Genomic DNA, 17227 nt, shown 5'->3' with positions numbered 1-17227 from the left:
GCCCTGCCTGCGCACTACATCCACCGGAGCCAACGTGAAAGCAGCCATTATCGCCAATCCGGCATCAGGCAAGGACATACGCCGCATAGTCGCGCACGGCAGTGTTTTTGACAATCAGGAGAAGGTGCGCATGGTGCGCCGGATTCTGGTTGGTCTGGCCGCCGCCGGGGTACGTGATGTTCTGTATATGCCCGAGGGCTACGGCATCGTGCCGCGCGCCCTGAGCGATCTGGAAGCTCTGGAAACGCCTGTGAACGTGGCTCCGGTGGATATTTACCTGCACAACACGCAGGAGGACACCATCAACGCCGCCGCTCTCATGCAGCAGGAGGGGGTTGCGGTCATCATCGTCATGGGGGGCGACGGCACAAGCCGCGCCGCCTGCAAGGGCGCGCGCAAAACGCCCATTCTGCCGCTCTCCACTGGCACCAACAACGTTTTTCCTGTCATGGCCGAAGCCACAGTGGCTGGCCTTGCTGCGGGCGTGCTCGCCTGCGGCGGTGTAACCATTGACGAAGGCTGCCGCGAGGCCAGCCTGCTTGAAGTGCATGTGGACGGTCAGTTCAGGGATATCGCTCTGGTGGATGTGGCGGTGTACGACGACCTTTTTCTCGGCTCCCGCGCCATCTGGGACATAACCAGAGTCAGCCAGATTGTTGTTTCCCGCTGTCGGCCAGACAGCATCGGCCTCTCCACTGTAGCCGGGCAGCTCATGAACATCTCGCCCGAAGAACCGCGCGGTCTGGCCCTTGATCTTGACCCCGATTTTGCCTGCCGCGTGCGCGCCGCCATCGGCCCTGGCCTCTTTGCCGACGTGGGCGTCTCCCGCGTGCGCCAGCTGCTACCCGGCGATGATGTGCCTGTGGCCCTCACGCCCTGCGTGCTGGCGCTGGACGGCGAACGCGAGGTGGAGGTTCGGCGCGGGCAGCGCGCCAGCATACGATTGTCAGAAGACACCATGCGCGTGGTGGATGTGGCCCGCGTCATGGAATACGCCCGGCAGCGAGGGCTGTTTTTGCGCGGCGCGCAGGTCTGTTACGCCAACTAGGCCCAGACCGGCAACAAGCCTGATCACCCCAACACCAGGAGCATGGTTATGAAACTCAAGGCTGCATTCATTTTTCTGAGCCCCCGTGGCGAAGGCAACGGCGTCAAGGCCGAGCACCGCAGCTGGACGCGCACCCCCGGCGTGGAACTGCTGACCATTGGCGTGACATCCTACAGGGAGGCCGTTGAAGCGGCGCAAAAGGCCGTTGATGAAGACGGTTGCGTTGCCATCGAGCTGTGCGGCGGCTTTGGCTACGAGGGCGCGGCGATGGTCGCACGGGCGGTCAAGGTGCCTGTGGGCGTTGTGCGCTTCGACATCCATCCCGGCCTTGGCAATGCCAGCGGCGACGGAATTTTTGCCTGATGCAACAAGCAGTTTGCGGCCCACAGGGTGCTGCCATCCACGACATGCCCGGTTTGCGCCGATTTGCGCCGGTCATGCGGCAACACGGAGGATACGATCATGACTATTAACGGCAAAGTTGTTCTGGTTACTGGCTCCGCCCAGGGTATCGGGCGCGGCATAGCTCTGCGCCTGGCCAAGGACGGCGCGGATATCTGCCTTGTGGACATGAACGCGGACAAACTGGCCGCCACTGCCGATGAAGTGCGCGCCCTTGGCCGCAAAGCCACCACCTTTATTGCCGATGTAAGCGACCGTGCGCAGGTTTTTGCCGCCGTGGACCATGCGGAAAAAGAACTGGGCGGCTTTGACGTGATGATCAACAACGCGGGCATCGCTCAGGTCAAGGCCCTGCTGGACGTCACCCCCGAGGAGCTTGAACGCATCTTCAGAATCAACGTCAACGGCGTGCTCTGGGGCATTCAGGCAGCAGCCACAAAATTCATGGCCCGCAAGCAGAAAGGCAAGATCATCAGCGCTTCTTCCATTGCCGGGCATGACGGTTTTGCCCTTATCGGCGCATACAGCGCCACCAAATTCGCCGTGCGCGGCCTCACCCAGGCGGCGGCGCGGGAGCTTGCCTCCAGCGGCATCACCGTGAACGCATACTGCCCCGGCGTGGTCGGCACCGACATGTGGGTGGCCATTGACGAAGGCTTTTCAAAGATCACAGGTGCCCCCAAGGGTGAAACCTACAAGAAATACTGCGAAGGCATAGCCCTTGGCCGCCCCGAAACACCGGAAGACGTGGCCGCCTTTGTTTCCTATCTGGCAGGGCCGGATTCCGACTACATGACCGGACAGGCCGTGCTTATCGACGGCGGCATGGTTTACCGCTGACGGCATCGGCCCGGCTGACGGCAAAAAGGCAGCCTTCCGCCCCAACACACAACATCGCAGGAGAACAGCAGTGAGCATAGAACTTGCCATGCCGAAACTTGGTCTGACCATGAAGACCGGCAAGGTTTCCAAATGGTTTGTGGCCGAAGGCGCCGCAGTCAAGCAGGGCGATGATCTGTTTGAAGTGGAAACCGACAAGATCACCAACAAGGTGGAAAGCCCAGCCGATGGCGTGCTCTTCCAGATTATGGTGCAGCCCAAACAGGAAGTGGCCGTGGGTGCCGTGCTTGGCATTCTGGCCGAACCTGGTGAAACAATCGCCCGGGTTGAAGGCGCGTCTGACTCCCCCGCTTCCGCCACAGCGGAAGCGGGCGCGCCCAAGCCAGCAAAAACCAACGCGTCAGTCGCCGTGCAACCCTCTAGCACTGGCGGGATAGCGTCTCCCGCCGCTCGGCGGCTGGCGCGTGAACTTGGCATTGACCTTGCCTGCGTCGCAGGCTCCGGCCCCGGGGGCCGCATTGTTGAACGCGATGTGCAGGCCCGCCACGAAGTTATCGGCAAAATCAGGATCACGCCCCTTGCCGCTGCCGTGGCTGCCAAGGCAGGGCTGGATATCTCCACCCTCACAGGCACTGGCGAAGGCGGCAAGATCGTGCGTGAAGATGTTGACCGCGTTCTGCACCCCGAAAAGTTCGCTGCGGCCCAGAGCGCGGGGCAAGGTGCGTCTCAGTCAACCTGCTCCAGCGCCGTTTGCGGCAGCGAGCCAGGCTCCGTTCCCATGGAAGGCATGCGCAAGATCATTGCCGACAACATGCTGGGCAGCCTGCAAAACTCCGCCCAGCTCACCCTTGTGAGCGAAGCGGATGTAACCGCCTGCGTGCACATCATCAATGACTTCAAGGCCCGTAACAAAAAGAACAAAGACTTCCGCCTTTCCATGAACGACATGCTCATTCTGGCCGTTTCAAAGGCCTTGAAAAAGCACCCGCGCATGAACGCCACCTTTGACGGGCAAACCATCACCCGTCACGGCGAGGTGCACATGGGCGTGGCCGTGGCCCTGCCCGAGGGCCTGATGGTACCCGTGCTGCACCATGCGGACAGGCTGCCCCTGCTTGAAATAGCAAGGGAAGCCCGCCTGCTTGCTGGCCGCGCCCGCAAGGGCGAGCTGACGCCCGACGACATGAGCGGCGGCACCTTCACCATCACCAACATGGCGCATTCCGTGGTGGATTTCTTCACGCCCATTCTCAAGCCCGGCGAAACGGGAATCCTGGGCGTGGGCCGCGTGGTGGAAAAGCCCGTTATCCGCGAGGGGGCCGTGGTGGCCCGCTCCATGATGGGATTGAGCCTCACCTTTGACCACCGCGTTGAAGACGGCGCGCCCGCCGCTGATTTTTTGAAAACACTTGTGGAATATCTGGCGGAACCGGCCCTGCTGCTTTTTTAGGGCATTCCCGGCAGGGCTGCGGCAATGCCGCGCCCATACAGCAACCAGCACAGATCAGGAGAACACAATGTACGATGTAGTTGTCATAGGTGGCGGCCCCGGCGGCTATGCTGCGGCCATTCGCGCTTCGCAGCTCAAGGGCAAGGTGGCCTTGGTGGAAGGCGGCAACATGGGCGGCACCTGCGTTATGCGCGGCTGCATTCCCAGCAAGATATGGCTGCGCGCCGCTACCCTGCTGGAACAGTCGCGCAAGGCTGGCGAATTCGGTCTGGAGCTCACCGTGGGCAAGCTGGATTTTACCGCTGTTCTTGCCCGCAAGCAGGGTGTTTCCAACGATATCCGCATGGGTATGGAAGCGCTGCTCGCCAACAACGGCGTGGACGTGATCCCCGGCATGGCTGTTGTGACCTCGCCCACTTCTGTGGATGTGGCGGGCAAAAAGGTTGAGGCCAAGAGCATCATCATCGCCACGGGCAGCACCCTTGCAAAGCCCGATGTTCCCGGTCTGGAGCAGGCCGCCTTTACCAGCGACCAGCTGCTGGACATGACGGAAGCCCCGGCCTCGGTGCTTATTACCGATCCCACCTATATTGGCGTTGAAATGGCTACCCTGTTGAGCATCTTGGGCAGCAAGGTCATCTATGCCGTGCCCGGCCCGCGCATTCTGCCTGACGAAGATCAGGATTCCAGCCAGCGCATGTCCCAGTCCCTGCGCGAGCGCGGCGTGCAGATCATTGCCCGTCACACCCTCGTCAAGGTTGCGGGCAAAACCTGCACCCTCAAAAACGGCGACAAGGAACAGACCGTTGAAGCCGACAGGGTGCTGGTATCTGGCCGCAAACCCGTTGCCTCCAATCTGGGTCTGGAAACTCTGGGCGTTAAATTCAATGAAGACGGCGGCATAGCCGTTGACCAGCAGTGCCGCACCGCCTGCCCGAGCATTTTTGCCATTGGCGACTGCACAGGCGGCTGGATGCTCAGCCATGCGGCCTCTGCCATGGGCATCTGCGCGGCGGAAAACAGCATGGGCGTGACCGCAAAATTCCCCTGCCACCTTGTTTCACGCGCCATCTGGGGCAACCCGGAAATGGGCTCCGTGGGCCTTTCTGAAGAACAGGCCGAGCGCAAGGGCTACGAGGTCGAGGTGGGTGGTTTTCCATATTCCATCAACGGCTATGCCATGTTGCGCGGCGAAGTGGACGGCGCTGTAAAGATGGTTGCCGATGCCGACACGGGCGAAATTCTGGGCGTGCACATTGTGGGCAGCAACGCTTCCGAGCTGATCGGCGAGGCAGTGCTCGCCATGCAGCTTGAATGCACGGTGCGCGAATTCGCCAAGGGCTTCCGCGTGCATCCGGCCTTTTGCGAAACCGTTGTCGATGCCGCGCGCGATGCCGCCGGGTGGGCCCTGTACCTGCCCAAGCGGGGCTGACGCCATTGAAGGAACCGGCGGGGGTGCCGTTGGGCCCGGGGTACAGGCCTCCCCGGCCCCCCGCCGTAAACAAGCCGAATCTGTTCTGCATTACAAGGAAGCAGCCATGTCCGCCTTATCCCTTTGCCAGCAAGATACCGATGCCAGTTCCGCGCCCGGCCAGCCTGTTCCGCTGGAGGTGCTGAATATTGGGCGCATCGAATACGGCGAAGCCCTGAACTTTCAGAAGCGCCGCGTGGAGTCGCGCGTCAGCGATGCCGTGGACGATACCCTTCTGCTGCTTGAGCACGACCCCGTCATCACCATGGGGCGCGGCGGCACAACGGCCCATCTGCACGTGACCGAGGAACAGTTGCAGCGTCAGGGCGTGGGCCTCTACTGGGTGGAACGCGGCGGCATGGCAACCTTTCACGGCCCCGGCCAGCTTGTGGCCTACCCCGTTATCCGCCTGCGGCAAAAAGACCTGCACCTGTATATGGAAAAACTGCTGGCCGCCATTGCCTCGGTGGTGCGCTCCTTCGGGCTTGAGCCACAATTGGGCGTTCACGGCCCCGGCGTGTGGGTAAACGGCGGCAAAGTCGCCAGCGTGGGCGTGGCAGTGCGCAAGTGGGTGACCTTTCACGGCATGGCCCTGAATGTGAATACCGATGTGGACTGGTTCCGCCTTATCACCCCCTGCGGCAACCCTGCGGAGCGCATTACCTCCATAGCTGCCGAGCTGGGAAGTCAGGTTGATTTTGCCGAAGTTTCACGCCGTTTTGTGCAGGCCTTTGCGCATGAATTTGATTTTGCGCCCCGCACCGGGCTGGCTGCAAACCGACCGGCCTGGCTGACTGTTTCCCTGCGGCCTGATGCCGGGATACGCCCGGTGGAGTACATGCTGGCCGACCTCAATCTGCACACAGTGTGTCAGGAAGCCCAGTGCCCCAACAAGGGCGAATGCTATTCGCGCGGCACTTCAACTTTCATCATCATGGGCGACAGGTGCACCCGAGGCTGCCGCTACTGCGCCGTTGCCAAGGGAAATCCCGCGCCTCTCGATTCCAATGAGCCGGACAACGTCGCGCAGGCCGTGCACAGGCTGGGCTTGCACCATGCGGTCATAACGTCTGTTACGCGGGACGACCTGCCGGACGGCGGCGCGGATCATTTTGTGCGCACCATCAAGGCCATACGCCAAACAAGCCCGCAGACCAGCGTTGAAGTGCTGGTGCCGGATTTTCAGGGCGACCGCAACGCTCTTGATGCGGTGTGCGACGCCCGCCCCGATATGTTCAATCATAATCTTGAAACAGTGCGGCGGCTTTTTGCTCAGGTGCGCCCTGGGGCCAGTTATCAAACTTCACTGGAAGTGCTGCGCTACGCCGCCGATCAAGGCTTGCGCGTAAAATCCGGCATCATGCTGGGCCTTGGCGAAACATGGGGCGAAATTCGCCTCGCCCTGGCCGATCTGCTGGCGCACGGCTGCCGCTTTCTGACCCTTGGCCAATATCTTGCGCCCTCTGGTGCGCATGTGCCTGTGGCGCGGCATCTGGCCCCTGACGAATTTGACCACTGGAAGGCAACAGCCCTTGCCATGGGCTTTACGGGCGTGGCTTCCTCCCCGCTGGTGCGCAGCTCGTACCGCGCGGAGGCCATGCTGACCAGTCTGACAGACGCGGCCCCGCTGGCTGCCCATACTTGCGAAGCGTGCTGAGGAGAAACGTATGAAGCTGAGGATGCGCAAACGCGGCCCAATCATGGCCGCCCCGATGTTTCCGGCGGCCCGTACGCTGACGGCCCATGCTGTTGCGGCCTGCATGATAGCGGCCTGTATCGTGCTGTCAGCGGCTGCTTTGCCCGCCCATGCTGCCAGTGACCAGCAGAACACCGAGGTTAGGCCGGGCAGAACGTGGTTTATTGATGAGTCTGGCTTTCATGCCTCTGCCCACGCCAACATGTCGTGTGCAGACTGCCACGCAGAACAGGCCGATCACCAGCACCCACGGGCAGACAAACTCAACAAGCCCGCCAGTACGGCATTTGACCGGGAAACCTGCCTGCAATGCCACGGCGAAGTTGAAGATAATCTGGCAAAAGGGATGCACGGCGGCAAACCGGTAATGAAAACGCAGGACTATAACAACTGCGTCACCTGTCACAACCCGCACTATGTTCTCGCGCCCGAGGCCAGAGCCAAGGGTCTGCGCCCTGCGGGCGACATGAGCCAATCCTGCGGCGTGTGCCACAAGGCCCAGACAGACCTGCCCAAACCAGCACCCGATGTGGCCGCATGTCTTTCCTGCCACGGACTCAGAACCGGCAAGGGCATAGCCGCTGGCACTGGCGTCTCTGCCGCCAAGCCTCAAGGCGGTTCCACAGCAATGCCTGTGACATTTAACAAAGACAAGGAACCGCAGGGGCCGGTGATGTGCCTCTCTTGCCACGGGCCGGAATCAAGCGCTGCCGCGCCTGCCGGGAGCATGCCCAGAATCTCCGCCGAGGGCATGAAATCCATGACCCACGGCGACATGAACTGCCTCACCTGCCACAAAGATGCGGCACGCTACCCCCACAACAGGCAGGAGCGCGTCAACTGCCTCACCTGCCACACACGGCATGACGAAAAGAAAATCCATGATGCCCACAGCAATGTGAGCTGCGGCGCGTGCCATCTTTCCGGCGTCACCCCGGTGCTTAAGGACGGCAAGGTTGATTATGTCATCAATTCCGGGCCGCTCAACGTACATTCCATGTCGCTTGCCAGCGGCACAGCCTCCTGCGTGCGCTGCCACAGCGCCGGTCCCGTTGCCGTTGGTGCCACTACAGATGCAACAGGCACGAATGGAACGGATTTAGGCGGCTCCACAAAAGGATTTGCGGGCAACGGCAAGGTTGGCGCTGCCAATGCCATTCTGCCGCCCAAGAGCGTGCTCTGCATGGGGTGCCACGCTGCCACGTTCAGTGTGCAGGATACCCCAGGTCAGATCGGTCTTGGCGTATTTGTGCTGGTATTTGCTGGGCTGGGGCTGTTCTGGCTCTCCAGCGCCAATCTGGGCAATGGTTCGCCGCAAAAGCCGCAGGCTGCTGATGCCGCAACGGGTCAAAGCCACGGCTGCCCCGCGCCGCACCAGCACGCAAATGCGGAAAACCGATGGGCGGCCCTGTGCTGCGATGTCTTCCTGCAACGGCGGCTCTACCGGGAGTCACCCCTGCGCTGGGCCGTGCATGCGCTCATATTCTTCCCCTTCCTGTTCCGCTTTGTCTGGGGCCTGCTGGGCCTGACGGGCTCGCTCCTGTCGCCGGCGCAGGAATGGCCCTGGCTGCTGCTGGACAAAAACTGGGGTGCCGGAGCCTTCCTCTTTGATCTGAGCGGGCTTGCCCTGTTGCTGGGCCTGTTGCTGGCCGCCGTGCTGTGGCGGCGCGAAAAGAGCGCTGCTGCAAACGCGCCGCGCCACGACTGGCCTGCGCTGTATCTGCTGCTGGGCATCACGCTTACGGGCTTTGTGCTTGAAGGCATGCGTATCGCCCTCACGGGCATGCCAGAAAGCAGCGGCTATGCCTTTGCCGGGCATGTGCTGGCGCTGGGCCTTGCTCCCCTTGGGCAGGCAACGCTGGCGCGCGTCTACGGCTGGGGCTGGTACGTCCATGCGCTACTGACCGCGCTGACAGTGGCTTACATACCCTTCAGCCAGTTGCGGCACATGTTCACGGCTCCCCTGTTCCTGCTTGTTCAGACCATTCGAGGCCGCCACTAAGGCCTAACCCATTACATTAAGGAGTAAATCATGGAAATTGCCGGATACAACATGCCCGAGGAACTGTACTACGACCAGTACCACTTCTGGACCCGCGTGGACAGCGACGAACTGGTCATCGGCATGGACGACTTTGCCGAAAAGCTGGCTGGCCAGATCGTGTTTGTGCAGCTGCCCTTTGTGGGCAAGGCCGTCACCGCCGGTAAAAAGTTTGCCAAGGTGGAATCGGGCAAATGGCTTGGCACCGTCTACAGCCCCGCCGATGGCGAAATTACCGCGGTCAATGAAGAGCTGGAGGCCAACCCCACCCTTATCAATGCCGACTGCTACGGCAAGGGCTGGATGTACAGGATCAAGCCCGCCGACATGAGCCAGATCAATACCCTCATTCACGGCGGCAAGGACGTTCTTGAAGCATGGCTGCAAGAGGACATCAAGAAGTTCAAAAAGGATTAAATCATGCGTCACACAGCATTCAGCATACGACAGCGCATGGCGCTCGACGCCTGCACCGAATGCGGGCAGTGCCTGACAGTGTGTCCGGCGGTGGCGGCATCGGGCGATGCGGATCTTTCGGCTCAGGTGCGCATGGACAACCTGAAAAAGCTCCTGCGCGACCGCAATTTCTTCTGGCGGGCCTTGGGCGAAGTGCTGGGGCGCGAACCTGTGGCCACGCCGGAGCGCCTCAAGGAATACGGCACTTCGGTGTTCCGCTGTTCGCTCTGCGGCGATTGCGAGGAAGTATGCCCCGCTGGCCTGCCCCTCAAAAATCTGTGGCTCGCCCTGCGCGAAGAACTTTCGCGCACGGGCGATGCCCCGGAAAAAATCCGCATGATCCGCACCAACCTTGAAGACAGCCACAACGTCTTTGCCGAAGACAACGACGAACGCGGCGACTGGGTGGACGACATGCGTACCCCCCCCAAGGGCGGCGGCCAGAAGGCAAAGGCCGATGTGGTCTATTTTACGGGTTGCGTGGGTGCGTACTTTCCGCTGGCGCAAAAAATTCCCATGGCCTTTGTGGAAATTCTGGATGCCGCAGGCGTGGATTTTACCATCATGGCTGGCGATGAGTGGTGCTGCGGCTTTCCCCTTGTGGGTTCAGGCCAGAGCGCCGACCTGCCCGCCATCATCAAGCATAATGTGGAGGCCGTGAAGGCGCGGGGCGCGCGCAAGGTCGTGTTTACCTGCCCCTCCTGCTACCAGATCTGGCGCGAATCCTACCCGCCGGAATTCGAGCTGTCACACGCCTCTGAAATGGTCATACAGCTCGTGCTTGAAAACAGGCTGCCCCTTGGCGAGCTGCCCATGACAGTGACCTACCACGACCCCTGCGATCTGGGGCGCGGCGGGCGCGTGTTTGACGAGCCGCGCGAGGTCATGGCGCGTATTCCCGGCCTTAAGCTTGTGGAAATGGAGCATAACCGGCGGCACTGTCTGTGCTGCGGCGGCGGCGGAAATCTGGAAATGATCGACCCCGATCTTTCAGCGGCCATGTCCAAGCGCAAGGTGGAAGAGGCCGTACGCACCGGGGCGCAGGCCATTGTGACCAACTGTCAGCAGTGCGTGCGCACCATGACCACCTATGCCAAGCGCAACAAGGTGAACATAGAAGTGCTCGACATGAGCCAGCTTGTGGCCCGCTCGCTCCAGGCGCACGCCAGTGAAGCAAAAGCCAGGGCCACCAGTGCGGCGGAAGCGACTCAAGCGCTAACTGCCCAGGCTTGACGGTAAGGGCAGACCATAATTCCCGGCGGGCAGAACATGTGCAACATGAGCCGCAGCCGCGACAAAAACGCAGCACAAACAGGGTGTAGACGCGGTAAGGACAACCCCGACCGCAAGAGGCGTGTATACCCGATCAGGAGGCGCATATGCAGTGGCGATTGCTTGATTTGCCGCCGCTTACAGCGGCGGAAAACATGGCCCTTGACGAGGTGCTGCTTGAAATTCGCGGCAGTGGCCGCTCGCAGGATACATTGCGTTTTTTGCAGTTCAATCCGGCAACGGTTCTGGTGGGTTTTCATCAGTCCATTCAGGAAGAAATCCGCCTTTCCTACTGCCGCGAACAGGGAATCGACATCAACCGCCGCATCACAGGCGGTGGCGGCCTGCTGTTTGATGAAAACCAGATCGGCTGGGAGCTTATTTGCGACAAGGCCTTTTTTGGCGTGGGCATCCCCAACGCCAATCTGTTCCGCCGTTTGTGCGAGCCAACCGTCACGGCTCTGCGCGGCATGGGCATTGACGCGGCATTTCGCCCCCGCAACGACATAGAAGTGGCTGGCCGCAAGATTTCCGGCACCGGCGGCACGGACTGCGACGCGGCATTTCTGTTTCAGGGTACGCTGCTGGTGGATTTTGACGTGGAAACCATGCTCAAATGCCTGCGCGTGCCTGTGGAAAAGCTGAAAGCCAAGGAGATTGATTCCGTCAAAAAGCGTGTCACCTGTCTGGCGTGGGAGCTTGGGCATGTACCCGCCAGCGCCGATATCAAGGCTGCCCTTGCCGATGCCTTTGAGCGGCACATGGGCATAAACCTTGTGCCCGGCGGCCTGACCGCCGAGGAAGAAGACCTGCTGGCCGAGCGGCTGCCCTATTTTCAGTCGCAGGAATGGATAGACATGGTGCGCCCCACCTATGAAAAAACAGAGGTGGTGCAAGGCGCGCGCAAATCGCCCTACGGCCTTGTTCGCGTGACCATGCAGCTCAACATGCCGCGCCGCGTGCTTAAAAACGTGTTTATTACCGGAGACTTTCTGTCTTTTCCCGCACGCGCCCTCTTTGACCTTGAGGCTGCCCTGCGCGGTCAGCCCCTGAATACGGAGCACCTCTGCGGCATCATCCATGACTTTTTCAACGAAGGGCATATCGCCATACCCGACATGAACGCGGAAGACATCTGCATTCCCCTGCGCATGGCCATGGAAAAAGCCGCCATTGCCCGCCACGGCATCCCCATTGAACACTGCAACCGCATCTTCACCACCAACGGCAACTTTGATCAGGTGCTGGCCGCCGGGCCGCAAGCCCTGCTGCTGCCCTACTGCGCCAAACTCAAGGACTGCGACCTCCGCTTTACCAAGGCCTGCCGCGCCTGCGGAGAGTGTTCCGTGGGCGAAGCCTGGGCTCTGGGGCATGAGCGCAAACTGCGCACGGTCTGCATAACCAATTTTGAAGATCTCATGGAAGAACTGGGCAGGCTCAAGGGGCAAGGCGTGTCCGCCTTCATCGGCTGCTGCTGCCAGCCCTTTTACATCAAACATGCGGAAGATTTTGACCGCATGGGCCTGCCCGGCATTCTCATAGATATAGAAAACACCACCTGCTACGAGCTGGATCAGAGCGAAGCCGCCCATCAGGGGCAGTTCCGCAGCCAGACAAGCCTGAACATGCCCCTGCTGCACTCCATTTTGCGTGTGGCGCAGCAGGCGCAATGCCATGCCGGGAGGTAGCCCCATGCGCGTACTCAACTGCGATGTTCTTGTGGTGGGCGGTGGCCCAGCCGGATCAAGCGCCGCGCGGGCCGCGGCTCTGGCTGGGGCTTCCGTAATTGTTGCCGAGCGGCGGCGTATCGTGGGCAGGCCCGTACGCTGCGCGGAATACATTCCAGCTATGCTTGTTGGGCAGGCCAACGTGGGGGACGAATACATCGTGCAGCGCACAACGGGCATGCGCAGCTTTCTGCATGGCCGCTGCATACAGGATATGAGCGCCCCTGGCTGCGTGATCGACAGGGAGATGTTCGATCAGGCCCTTGCCCGCGCCGCCGTGAGCAGCGGCGCGAGGATTCTTCCCGGTCACGCCGCTGTTGGCCGCGAAGGCGGCGCGGGCGGCAGAGTGCTGCTGTCCGCGCCGAACAGCGCCACTGTAGGCGTGTCGGCCAAGGTTGTTATTGGGGCTGACGGCCCTGTTTCGCGCGTGGCGCGCTGGCTGGGGCTGCCCCGCCCGCACTGCCTGCCGTCCATTCAGGTGCGCCTGCCCCTGCTGGAGCCTCTGGAACACACCCACATCTATTTTGATGAAAGCATCCGCGCTGGCTATGCCTGGGTTTTCCCCAAGGGCAATGTGGCAAATGTGGGCCTTGGCATGCTCTCCACCCCCGGCACACCGGGCCTGCGCTGGGCGTTGCGGCGCTTTGTGCGTGGCATGGCCGGGCTTGGCCTTGTGGCCGACAGGCCGCTGGGCCTCACAGGCGGCTGGATACCCGCAGGATCGCCCCGTCCTTGCGTGTATGGCGACACTGTGCTTGCAGGCGATGCCGCAGGGCACACCCATCCCATCACAGGGGCCGGTATTTTTCAGGCTGTGGTGGGGGGCGAAATGGCTGGCCGCTGGGCCGCCAAGGCTGTGCTGGAGGGCGATCTGAGCCTTCTGCTGGGCTACGAGGAAGAATGGGCCGATTTTTACGGAGACGCCCTGTCGCACGCGCACCAGCGCCGCCTGCTATGGGAGGCGCATACAGGCGCGCTCGACAAAGCCATCAACAGATTCTGGATAGGATTCAGGGAATACTATGCTGCAAGCTGAACAATCTGGCGGTGTTTCCGCCTCCGGCACTTACGGCGGCTACTATTCATCGTGGTCGGCGGATATCCCCCCTGAACTGCGGTGGGATAGTGCGCGGCTTAATGAAGCGCGTGAACTTTCGTGGAAAATCCACGGCAAAAAAATACTGTTCTATCTGCCCGGCATGTATGTGCGTGACGGCGTGCAGGGGCAGTACCCGGCGCTTTCCATCACCGGGGCCGACTGCAGCCAGCAATGCGCCCACTGCGGCGGCAAGCTGCTGCTCAATATGCCTGACGTCAGCTCCCCCCAACGCTTGTTGCAAAAATGCCGCGATCTGGTGGCGCAGGGCGCGCAGGGGGTGTTGCTTTCCGGCGGCTGCAACGGGCGCGGGCAGGTGCCGTGGCAGGATTTTACCGACACCATTGCGGCCATAAAGCAGGAAACCGGGCTCTACGTTTCCGTGCACTGCGGCATGGTGGACGACCGCGCGGCTCTGGCCCTGCGCAGGGCTGGCGTGGATCAGGCGCTGCTTGACGTTATTGGCAGCGAAAAGACCTATGCCAGCGTTTACCATCTGCCGGACGGCCCCCAACTGCTGGAGCAAAGCCTTGAAGCTCTGGCTGCGGCGGAGCTGCCTGTGGTTCCGCACATTGTGGCAGGGCTGCATTTTGGGCGGTTTGCGGGCGAAAACCACGCGCTGGAAATTCTGGCGCGTCATCCGCCCGAGCTGCTGGTGATCGTGGCCTACATGAACCTTGCTGGCACAGCCATGGAAAACGTGCGCCAGCCAGACCCGCGCGGCGTGTGCGGCCTTGTGATCCGCGCGCGCGAGCTTATGCCCCACAGCCAGATAAGCCTCGGCTGCGCCCGCCCGCGGCGGGATGCAAGCGCGCTGGAAATTCTTTCGCTACGGGCAGGCATCAACCGTATGGCCCTGCCCTCGCACGAGGCCGCCGCACTGGCTGCCCGCATGGGCTTACAGGCGGAATTTCGCAAAACATGCTGCTCGGTGCTGCTGGGCGCGGGAACAGAGGGTTGGTAGCCACCGCCGTCAGGCCTGCCTAACGGGTACCATACAACACTTGCCGCAATAACTTTTGCTGGAGGCAACATATGAGCCAAGCCACCCAACTTGAGAACCAATGCCCGCCCTGCTGGCAACAAACACAGCCCCAAAGCCCCGAGGTTGCGCGCATGAGCCTTGCTGCCGCCATGACGCTCGATTTCGCCCCCGGTTCCTTCTACCGCAACGCCTGCCTTTCGTGCATCAATCTGCTGCTGACCTACCGCTCTGGCTGCGCGGCAAAGTGTGCCTACTGCGGCCTCTCTGGCGCAAAAGAAAAGAAGGAAAGCTCAAGCAAAAGCTTTATTCGCGTGACCTGGCCCGCATTTACCGTTGATGAAATTGTGGCGGGCATTGTGCGGCGTCAGGAGCGCGTCAAGCGCGTCTGCATTTCCATGCTCACCAACAGCCGCGCACCGCGCGATGCCGCAGAGATATGCCGCCGTTTGCGTCAGGCCATTGATATTCCCGTTTCCATGCTGGTTTCGCCCACCATCCTTACCCGCAGAAACCTTGAGGAACTGCGCGAGGCCGGTGCGGACAAGATCGGCGTAGCCATTGACCTTGCCACGCCCGAGCTGTTTGACCACTACCGGGGTTCAGGGGTCGGTGGGCCGCACTCATGGAAAAGATACTGGCAGTGCCTGGGCGAAAGCCTGGATATTTTTGGCCAGGGTATGGCCGGGGCGCACTTTATGGTGGGCATGGGCGAAACCGAGCAGGACATGTGCCGCGCCATGCAGCGAGTGCACGACATGGGCGGCAACACGCATCTGTTTTCGTTTTTTCCCGAAGGGGGGTCGCCTCTGGCGCACCGCCTGCCGCCGCCCATAGACCACTACCGCCGCATTCAGCTTGCGCGCTGGCTCATCGACAACGACCACGCCCACGAACGGTTCTTTACCTATAACGACCGCCGCGCTCTCACGGGGTACGGCCTGCCCAAGGCCGATCTGGATGCGGTCATCGACTCGGGCGAACCGTTCCGCACCTGCGGCTGCACCGGGCGCGACGGAGAGGTGGCCTGCAACCGCCCCTACGCCAATTCGCGCCCCGGGCCGGGAATCCGCAACTATCCTTTCAAACCTGAAGAGGCGGATGTACGCCACATCCGCCTGCAAATGGGCTTGCCCGCCTGATGCGGGCGCAGGCGGCCCTTGCCAGTACGCCCCTGCTGGCGCTGGCCGCCTGTTGCAAATATTGCCCGATCATCCACAAGGGAATACGCTGCAAACATGATTATTGCTTGTCTGGGCGACAGCCTCACATACGGCTACGGCATTCCGCGCCCCAAGGTATGGACAACCCTGCTGGCGCGGCGCACGGGCATTGACGTGCGCAACTGCGGCATCAACGGCGATACCACGGGCGGCATGCTGGCCCGCTTTCACCCCCAGGTGGTGCAGGCGGGCGCTGACGCGGTTCTGATCATGGGCGGGTTCAATGATCTGGCGTTGGGAACAGGGCTTGGAACCGTCAAGGCCAATATTTTTGCGCTGGTGCAGCACAGCTTCAGCGCACGGGTGCGCCCGGTGCTGGGGGTGCCCATTCCTGTGCATGCGCCCATAACCTTTCCCCTGCTGGGCAGCGTTGACCTGCCGCGCGCCTGCGCGGACTATGCCGCCCTGCACCAGTGGTTGCGCGTGCTCGCCGAGGATTTCTCGCTGCAATGCGTGGATTTTTCGCAGGCTTTTGCGGGTTTGCCCGGTCAGGCAGGCTCACCGGATGGCAATCCCTCTGATAGTATGTCCGCACTCTACACAGACGGCCTGCACCCAAGCGAAGCGGGCCACGAGCTGATGGCGCAGCAGGCGGCCCGCATACTTGGCTGATTACAGATCGTCGTCTGCATCGAAATGGAATTTTGGGGTGTGCACTACACTCCCTCGGCGGCTTACCTTGACCAGTACTTCTGTAACAAAGAGCGAATCGTTGTTGGTGGTCCAGAAGTCGGTAATATAGCGCTCGTGAGAGCCATTGTCGCAAACATAGTTGTTTGAGGCGCACCAGCGCTGCAATTTGCGGTAGGTGCTGCCGATGGTTTCGTGCGAACCTATGTGGTAGCAGCTTGCCGCCAGATACCCGCCATAATCCGCCATATTATCTTCCCCACAGGGGAACACGGTTTTTTGCAGCAGTTTGACGGGCTGTTCCTCGTTTTGCACCCTGTTTTCTATGGAAGAGAAATTGATGATGACCGGCCCGGTGATATTATTGCCCACTTCTTCAACATAATTGGTAAAATCCATGTTGATAATGGCAGACTTGATATCTGAAACAAAGGTCTGATCCATAAAAAGCATGCGTTCTGGCGGAATGTACTTCACCGAAACACTCTGCTGGCAGTTTTCCAGCACAATTTCCGCTTCGTGCAGCAGTTCAAGCCAGTCGCGCACAGATGTAAGCCGCAGAAACAACAGCTTTTCATCCTGCTGCAACAATTCAATCTTGCTCATGAATATTTTTCGCAGCGCGGAAAGGGAAGTATTGCTGCCCACTTCAAAAGCGGCGCGGATTTCGCTGAGGTTAAACCCCATCTGCTTGTAGTATTTCAGCGGCGGGATGGCGAGCAGTTCGTCCTGCGTGTAGTAGCGGTAGTTGTTGCCCCCGTGCCTTTTGCAAGAAATAAGGCCGAGGTCGTCATAAAAACGCAGAGCCTTTTTGGAGATCTTGGAGATCTCGCTCATCTGGCTGATGGTGTACCCTTGTTTTGTCATGGCGTTGCCCGGATTTTTGAAGGGTG

At 60.9% G+C, this 17227-nt stretch carries 15 protein-coding genes; 14 read left to right on the top strand and 1 reads right to left on the bottom strand.

Annotated elements, in window-relative coordinates; genetic code table 11:
- Nucleotides 1-34 precede the first annotated feature (34 nt).
- The 14 genes from RDK48_RS02650 (at nt 35) to RDK48_RS02585 (ending at nt 16316) form a co-directional block, all read left to right on the top strand.
- Nucleotides 35-1048, top strand: a complete 1014-nt coding sequence (locus tag RDK48_RS02650; protein ID WP_298994134.1) for an ATP-NAD kinase family protein — start codon at nt 35-37, stop codon at nt 1046-1048.
- 48 nt (nt 1049-1096) lie between these two features.
- A complete protein-coding gene (locus RDK48_RS02645) occupies nt 1097-1411 on the top strand; it encodes a DUF6506 family protein (protein ID WP_298994136.1) in 315 nt (104 codons plus the stop codon).
- 99 nt (nt 1412-1510) lie between these two features.
- Nucleotides 1511-2290 carry an acetoin reductase gene (locus tag RDK48_RS02640; RefSeq protein ID WP_022660102.1) on the top strand — a complete coding sequence of 260 codons (780 nt, stop codon included), beginning with the start codon at nt 1511-1513 and terminating at the stop codon, nt 2288-2290.
- A gap of 70 nt (nt 2291-2360) precedes the next feature.
- Nucleotides 2361-3740: a dihydrolipoamide acetyltransferase family protein gene (locus RDK48_RS02635; RefSeq protein WP_298994138.1), complete on the top strand. Its 1380-nt coding sequence runs from the start codon at nt 2361-2363 to the stop codon at nt 3738-3740.
- Between the two features lie 67 nt (nt 3741-3807).
- Nucleotides 3808-5172, top strand: coding sequence for a dihydrolipoyl dehydrogenase (gene lpdA, locus RDK48_RS02630; protein ID WP_298994140.1), 1365 nt, complete (start codon nt 3808-3810; stop codon nt 5170-5172).
- A 106-nt stretch (nt 5173-5278) separates the two neighbouring features.
- The gene (gene lipA / locus RDK48_RS02625) at nt 5279-6868 is read left to right on the top strand and encodes a lipoyl synthase (RefSeq protein ID WP_298994142.1); all 1590 of its coding nucleotides are present in this window, start codon (nt 5279-5281) and stop codon (nt 6866-6868) included.
- A 10-nt stretch (nt 6869-6878) separates the two neighbouring features.
- Complete coding sequence (locus RDK48_RS02620; protein WP_298994144.1) at nt 6879-8909, top strand: cytochrome c3 family protein; 2031 nt, start codon at nt 6879-6881, stop codon at nt 8907-8909.
- Between the two features lie 30 nt (nt 8910-8939).
- Complete coding sequence (locus tag RDK48_RS02615; protein WP_298994146.1) at nt 8940-9365, top strand: glycine cleavage system protein H; 426 nt, start codon at nt 8940-8942, stop codon at nt 9363-9365.
- A 3-nt stretch (nt 9366-9368) separates the two neighbouring features.
- Nucleotides 9369-10637: a (Fe-S)-binding protein gene (locus RDK48_RS02610; protein ID WP_298994148.1), complete on the top strand. Its 1269-nt coding sequence runs from the start codon at nt 9369-9371 to the stop codon at nt 10635-10637.
- Nucleotides 10638-10783: 146 nt separating this feature from the next.
- Nucleotides 10784-12364: a DUF116 domain-containing protein gene (locus tag RDK48_RS02605; RefSeq protein ID WP_298994150.1), complete on the top strand. Its 1581-nt coding sequence runs from the start codon at nt 10784-10786 to the stop codon at nt 12362-12364.
- 4 nt (nt 12365-12368) lie between these two features.
- Nucleotides 12369-13439, top strand: a complete 1071-nt coding sequence (locus RDK48_RS02600; RefSeq protein ID WP_298994152.1) for an NAD(P)/FAD-dependent oxidoreductase — start codon at nt 12369-12371, stop codon at nt 13437-13439.
- Nucleotides 13426-14463 (top strand): radical SAM protein, encoded by a 1038-nt coding sequence (locus RDK48_RS02595; protein ID WP_298994154.1) that lies wholly within the window; start codon nt 13426-13428, stop codon nt 14461-14463. Before RDK48_RS02600 ends, RDK48_RS02595 begins: the two co-directional genes overlap by 14 nt.
- 71 nt (nt 14464-14534) lie before the next feature.
- Nucleotides 14535-15623 (top strand): radical SAM protein, encoded by a 1089-nt coding sequence (locus tag RDK48_RS02590; protein ID WP_298994156.1) that lies wholly within the window; start codon nt 14535-14537, stop codon nt 15621-15623.
- A 96-nt stretch (nt 15624-15719) separates the two neighbouring features.
- Entirely contained in the window at nt 15720-16316 is a 597-nt protein-coding gene (locus RDK48_RS02585; RefSeq protein WP_298994158.1) for a GDSL-type esterase/lipase family protein, read from the top strand.
- Here the strand turns inward: RDK48_RS02585 and RDK48_RS02580 are convergent, their stop codons facing one another.
- Complete coding sequence (locus RDK48_RS02580) at nt 16317-17201, bottom strand: MerR family transcriptional regulator (protein ID WP_298994160.1); 885 nt, start codon at nt 17199-17201, stop codon at nt 16317-16319.
- Nucleotides 17202-17227 lie beyond the last annotated feature (26 nt).

Origin of the sequence: uncultured Desulfovibrio sp., from assembly GCF_902477725.1 — a bacterium.
In the GTDB taxonomy this organism is placed as follows: domain Bacteria; phylum Desulfobacterota; class Desulfovibrionia; order Desulfovibrionales; family Desulfovibrionaceae; genus Desulfovibrio.
Note: the sequence above shows the minus strand (reverse complement) of the source record. Positions and strands in the feature narration are given on the sequence as shown.